The sequence below is a fragment of the Cytobacillus oceanisediminis 2691 genome, from assembly GCF_007678455.1.
Lineage (GTDB): Bacteria > Bacillota > Bacilli > Bacillales > Cytobacillaceae > Mesobacillus > Mesobacillus oceanisediminis_A.
On sequence record NZ_VEEP01000009.1, the window covers coordinates 264,969 to 271,204 of the forward strand.

Here is a 6,236-nt window from a genome sequence, read left to right on the forward strand (position 1 = left end):
GGCGAACCTGTTGTTTTCATGGAATCAGAGGTTATATTTCTTTTATTTCCTTTTCCCGATTGCTACACGCCATGTTTCCGGGCCTTCTTCAAGATACTCCCATGAAAAAGCTTCTGGGCGTTCCATCATGAACTGATATTGAAGCGGCCTTGGGTCATGGTCATTGACAATTTGCATGAATTCTCCTGGCTTAAGTGAATCAAAGTTTTGGAATATAGTAGGGTGTTTTTCCCGTGGTGCAAAATCAGGAACATTGATAATTACGTTGAAAGTCATTTCCCTCTCTCCTTCGAATCTATTTTCTTTTCATTTTCATTATAGAACCGACCCGTACCCCAGGTAGTGAGCGCCGTCACAGTTCTACTATGACATCCCTCATTCATGACTTGCCTTAATTCAGTCGAAAAATCGACTTTTAAAAAAGGAACTCCGGGCAAGAACAAGAATTATTTTAATAGGGAGGGATCTATTTGAAAGAATTGGTTGGAAACTGTGATAAATGCGGAAAAGAAATTTATTGCATGGACGGCTTTTTGAATGGAATACATGAACATGGTAAATTGCTTTGTTTTGAATGCGAAAAAAACACCAAAGAAGAGTCGTAGTCAGAAAGTCTCAATCGCGTTTTCGGCCAGCTCAAGTCGTTCTTTGACTCAATTGGCCGGACCGATCAAGTAAAGAAACCGCAAAGCGATATCACTTTGCGGTTTCTTTGTTTATTCTTCTTCGACTGCAAGGTCTTTAACAGGAAGCTTTTCTTCTTCCTTGTGGGTTACTTTTCTCAGATTGAAAAGCGCCTTAATGCTGAATACTGCCAGGGCTGCAACACCAATCAAGAAAATCGTGTCCGGAATGGCCCTTAATGTCAGCAGCATTTGGACTGTATCCTGCTGCAGGAATGCAGCTGAACGGGAAGCAGCATATCCATTAAAGAAAGCCTCTTTAATCTGAAGGTAACCAACCGGAAGCAAGGATAGGAATACCATGCCCGCCAGGCCGACGTTCAGCATGATGACGATGAATTTGACCCATTTATCGCTCCATTTTTCAGGCTTGACGATATTACGCAATGAGTAGATCAGCACCGCTCCTGCAAACATGCCATAAACGCCCATCATTGAAGCGTGGCCATGTGTTGGAGTAAGGAACTGTCCGTGTTCAAAGAAGCTGACTGCCGGCAGGTTGATCAGGAAGCCCAATACACCAGCACCGACAAGGTTCCAAACTGCTACCGAAATCAAGAACCAGAACGTGCCTTTGTATGGGAAATCCACACCGCCGTCACGCATCATTTTATATTGTTCATACGCCTCTAAAATCAACAGAGTCAATGGAATGACTTCAAGTGCTGAAAAGACTGCTCCCAATGCGATCCATACTTCAGCTGACCCGTTGTAATAGTAGTGGTGACCGATCCCGATGACGCCTGCTCCCATCAGCAGGATCAACTGGAAGTACAATGCCCTTACAGTCGATTTCTTTGTCACAAGCTTCATTTGCACCATCAAGAAACCAATGACAACGACTGCGAAAACCTCGAAAATTCCTTCTACCCATAAATGGATGATCCACCAGCGCCAGTAGTCGGCAAAAGTATAATGTGTACCCGGATTGATCATGAAAGCAAAGAAGTAAAATGCCGGGACTGCGATTGCCGAGTAGAATAACAGGTGAATCAAGCCACCTTTGTCAGACTCCCTCTTCAGTCCGCTCTTGATGCCGCGGAATACGATGAATAACCAAATCAGCATGCCGACAGCGAGTATGAATTGCCAGATGCGTCCAAGTTCAAGATATTCCCATCCCTGATGTCCAAGCAGGAACCAATTGTTGCCCAGGTAACCGTTGGCACCAAGCCATTGGCCAATCATGCTGCCAGCGACAAGTACAACCAATGCCCAGAACAATATATCGACAAGCAATCCCTGGCGTTTCGGCTCATGTCCTCCTACAAGCGGTGCCACGAAAATTCCCATGCCAAGCCATGCTGTCGCTATCCAGAAAATAGCAAGCTGCAAGTGGAAACCTTTCGTGATGTTAAATGGAAGGATGTCATGGACCCATTTCATCCCGAAGAAACTGTCAGGTTCGATATAATAGTGTGCCAATAATGCACCAAACATGGACTGGACAAAGAACAAAACAGATACAATCGCAAAATATTTGGCTGTTTTCCTTTGCGAAGAAGTCAGCGGCATCTTCTTCAAATCAATCTTAGGGAAGTTGCCCTCGGTATATGCCTCCTGCATACCAAGATGATAGCGATAGAAAACAAACAGGATCAAGCCTACAAAGAAAATCAATAAGGTTACGCTTGCACCGCTCCACCAGACGGCCGAGAATGACATTGTGTTTCCAGCGTCTTCATAATATGGCCAGTTATTTGTATAAGTGATTTTATCATCAGGTCTTTGGGTACTTGATAACCACGCTGTCCAGAAGAAGAAATCAGAGATCTGTCCAATCTGGTCACCCTTAGCTACCCAGGCACGCTCTCCATCCGGCATATGCTTTTCCTGGATCAAGCCTGCCTTAAGGCCCCAATCATCACCCTTCGTAAAAATAGTATGGTAAAACTCTTTTACCTTTTGATGCCCGAACACTTGTGCATCAGTCAATACCAAATGGTCTTCATCCGGATCATAACGATTCTCCCGCATTTCCTTCATGACCCGTTCCCGGATGATTGTCTGGTCATCCTTGTTCAAATCTTTAAAGTCCTTCTGATATTCTTCCTGAGACCTGAAATCCTGCATACCTTCAGTGTATATCTCAAGCGCTTCTGCCGTATAGTCTGGGCCCATATATGACCCATGGCCCAACACTGTTCCATAATCCATCAGGCCGTACTTCTGGAATACCGCCTGGCCGCCTACGATACTATCTTTCGTAAAAATGACATCCCCTTTTTCGCTTGTAACTTCAAGCGGCCTCGGAGCCATTTCTTTAAAGATCCAGTAACCCCCTGTCAGGAGTACTGTAAAGCTTAATAATAAAGTAATAATGAGTACAGATTTCAGCAGTGAGTTTCTATTTTTCTTGACTACTGCCTTTGTGGATGTCCCATGCTGGATTTCCATCTTCCCTGCATCCCCTTCCTAATTTGTTTTACATACCAAGCTTAAAGCGAAATGAAAATGGAGTTTGTGAACTACCTCATGCAGCAGGTGTGATATTTCCCACAGCAGTGAGAATTATTTTCAAGAAAACTTCAAAATATGATTCAGGTCACTTAGCACTCACTTTGCAGTTGATAAAATCTATAGTAGAAACTTAAACCGAAATAAGGAGCAGATTCATATGCATATATCCCAAATCAGGCAGCAATTAAAGGCAGTTCCTATTTTTAAAGAACTATCTCCAGAGGAACTTGATCCGATCGTTGAAATTGCCCAGCCACGATTCTTTAAAAATAAAATGTATGCGTTCATGCAGGGGGACCCGCTTGACCGTGTGTTCTTCATCCATTCAGGGAAGGTGAAAATCTATAAGACCGATTCATCCGGAAGAGAACAGATAGTTTCCGTTCTGGAGACTGGAGAAATGTTCCCTCATGCCGGCTTCTTTAGAAAAGGCCAGTATCCAGCACATGCAGAAATGATGGAAGACACTCAAATGATTGTCGTGCCAATATCTAGATTCGAAGAAATCCTGGTATCCTATCCCGAGCTTTCCATTAAGTTATTCAGGGTTCTGGGAGAAAAAATCATTGATTTACAAGCTCGTCTTGAAGAACAAATCCTCCATAATACGTACGAGCAAATCATTATGCTCTTGCTGAGGCTTTGCAAAACAAATGGCGAAAAGCTGGAACGTGGCTTTAAATTGACCACCCATTTCACTAATAAAGAATTCGCCAACATGATTGGAACCTCACGCGAAACCGTCAGCAGGACAATCAATTATTTAAAAAAGAAGGAATTTATAAGTGTTGAGATGGATGGCACCTACTTGATCGACCATGAAAAATTGCATCAGGAATTATTTTGACCACTTGCAAAAAATCTCTTGTTAAGTGATTCACATCACGGAAGTTTATATTGAAAATGATTATCATTTAACTATACCAACTATCGTATCGAGGAGTGGAATCCAATGGAACAAAAAACGATTGAACTGGATGTCAGAGAAGATATCAATAACAAGCTGGAGCCTTTCCAGAAAATCATGGAGGCGATTGGGGAGTTGAACTTGAACGATGTGCTTGTGCTTCATGCCCCCTTCAAGCCTGTTCCCCTCTATGGAGTTTTAAGGGCAAAAGGGTTTGACCATGAGGTTGAAAAAATTGAAGCTAAACATTATAAAATCATTTTCACCAAAACGGGAGGAAAATAAGATGGTACTTGATAATAGAGGGCTAGAGCCGCCTCAGCCAATGATGCGGACCCTCGCTGCACTGGAGGAGCTTGATGAGGGACAGACACTGACCATCATAAATGACCGTCGACCTATGTTTCTGTTCGAGCAGCTGGATGAACTGGGGTACCTTTATTTGACAGAACAACAGGAAGACGGAAGTTACCGTGTGACGATTTCCCGAAAAGCGGGGTGATTTAAATGTTTCAGCAAAGCAGAGGCAACGAGACAAATATTAAGCTTCCTTTTTCGTTCATTTTTTTCAGCATGCTTGCATTGATATCTTCACAGCTGCTGATCCTGCTGAACGGCGACATGCTGATAACAGGCACATTCCGTTTGCCGGCCATTTGGTCTGCTGCCCATTTATTTGTCCTTGGATGGGCATTGATGGTTGCAATGGGCGCTATGTACCAGCTTGTGCCTGTCGCTTTCCTGACGCCTATCTGGAGCGAAAAATTCGGATTCTGGCAATTTACCGTTACCGCCCTGGGAATCCTGACATTTGCGACAGTACTTTATCTTCGTCCACAGGATGCCCTTATTCCCGGAATCATGACCTTGACAGGAATCCTGATGTTCCTTGTTCAAATGTTCATGACCCTGAGAAGCCAGGCAAAACCCAATATACTCACATTGTTTGTCGGCAGCGCTTTATTTTCACTCCTGCTGACCATCACATTGGGAATCACACTGGTAATCAGCATGAAAACCGGCTATGCATCAGAATATTACCAGGCCATTTTCAAGACACACATTCTATTGGGCACTGTCGGATGGTTCTCACTGCTGATTTTTGGATTCTCTTATAAAATGGTACCAATGTTCTCACTTGCCCATGGATTTACCATGAAGCCGGCAGCCTATGTATTCACCTTTTACCTGGCCGGAATCATCATGATGGTTGCGTCATTCTTTACAGGCAGTCATTTACTGGAAATCCTTGGAACGCTGTTGTTGCTTTCTGGATTTTTAGCTTTCACCTGGCATGTTAAAAAAATCATCGATAAACGCGTGAAAAGGAAGCTCGATCGCCCATTCATGTTCGCTTTATTTGCGATTGGCTGCGGGGCAGCAATCCACCTGGCCGCTTTTATGGCCAGTTCAGCAAATTTGCTGTTAAAAACCGCCGGTCCCATTCTATTATTGTATTTAATCGCCTGGATTGCATTCAGCATCATCGGATACTTGTACAAAATCGTGCCATTTCTCTGGTGGACTCATAAATACAGCAAAGAAATCGGCAAAAAGCGAGTACCTGCCTTAAAAGATATGATGGATGAAAAGCTGGCACTTCCACTTTTCACTTTGTTCACGGGTGGAACAGTGCTGTTAATCGTCTCATTCTTTGTCCAGCTGATGCCAATTTTCTATATTGCCCAAAGCTTGATTCTAATGGCAGGTATTTTGTTCAGCTATATCATAGCCAAAGTGTTAACGATTTAAGGAGGAGTTCAAGATGACAGATTTACAAAATAAAATCAGGGAAAACTTAAAGACCGTCTATGATCCTGAATTAAACATCAATGTTGTGGATTTGGGGCTGATTTATGATATTGACGTTCCGGAACCACGCACTGCAAGAATTCTGATGACCTTGACGACTCCAGGCTGTCCTTTGCATGACAGCATTGCCAGCGGAATTAAGTATTGTGTTCAGGGAATGGAGGAAATTGACCACGCTGATGTCCAATTGACATGGGAGCCTGCCTGGACACCTGACCGGATGACAGAGGATGGAAAAAGACTGCTGCAGGGATTTTAAATGGGACCAATAAAAGAAACGCTTGTTATTCCAAGCGTTTCAGTTTGTAGACAAAAGGGGTTCGGAATGCACTCATTCCGAACCCCTTTTTGGATTTCATCGGTTTTTTCAAATG

General features: G+C 43.4%; 8 protein-coding genes. 6 read left to right on the plus strand and 2 right to left on the minus strand.

Features of this window, described 5'->3' with window-relative positions:
• Positions 1-42: 42 nt before the first annotated feature.
• The gene (locus FS736_RS18490; protein WP_144479999.1) at positions 43-276 is read right to left on the minus strand and encodes a DUF2249 domain-containing protein; all 234 of its coding nucleotides are present in this window, start codon (positions 274-276) and stop codon (positions 43-45) included.
• A 194-nt stretch (positions 277-470) separates the two neighbouring features.
• On the opposite strand from FS736_RS18490, the gene FS736_RS25240 reads away from it, so the two are divergent.
• Positions 471-605, plus strand: coding sequence for a hypothetical protein (locus FS736_RS25240; RefSeq protein ID WP_260983649.1), 135 nt, complete (start codon positions 471-473; stop codon positions 603-605).
• A 111-nt stretch (positions 606-716) separates the two neighbouring features.
• On the opposite strand, the gene FS736_RS18495 is transcribed toward FS736_RS25240, so the two are convergent.
• A complete protein-coding gene (locus FS736_RS18495) occupies positions 717-3,080 on the minus strand; it encodes a nitric-oxide reductase large subunit (protein ID WP_144480001.1) in 2,364 nt (787 codons plus the stop codon).
• A gap of 220 nt (positions 3,081-3,300) precedes the next feature.
• On the opposite strand from FS736_RS18495, the gene FS736_RS18500 reads away from it, so the two are divergent.
• From FS736_RS18500 to FS736_RS18520, 5 genes are all read left to right on the plus strand, one after another.
• On the plus strand, positions 3,301-3,990 hold the full coding sequence (locus FS736_RS18500; protein WP_144480003.1) for a Crp/Fnr family transcriptional regulator: 690 nt from the start codon (positions 3,301-3,303) through the stop codon (positions 3,988-3,990).
• Between the two features lie 105 nt (positions 3,991-4,095).
• Positions 4,096-4,335 (plus strand): DUF2249 domain-containing protein, encoded by a 240-nt coding sequence (locus tag FS736_RS18505; protein ID WP_144480005.1) that lies wholly within the window; start codon positions 4,096-4,098, stop codon positions 4,333-4,335.
• Position 4,336: 1 nt separating this feature from the next.
• Positions 4,337-4,552: a DUF2249 domain-containing protein gene (locus tag FS736_RS18510; RefSeq protein WP_144480007.1), complete on the plus strand. Its 216-nt coding sequence runs from the start codon at positions 4,337-4,339 to the stop codon at positions 4,550-4,552.
• 5 nt (positions 4,553-4,557) lie between these two features.
• Positions 4,558-5,802, plus strand: coding sequence for a hypothetical protein (locus FS736_RS18515; RefSeq protein WP_144480009.1), 1,245 nt, complete (start codon positions 4,558-4,560; stop codon positions 5,800-5,802).
• Between the two features lie 13 nt (positions 5,803-5,815).
• A complete protein-coding gene (locus FS736_RS18520) occupies positions 5,816-6,121 on the plus strand; it encodes a metal-sulfur cluster assembly factor (protein WP_144480011.1) in 306 nt (101 codons plus the stop codon).
• The last annotated feature ends 115 nt before the right edge of the window (positions 6,122-6,236 follow it).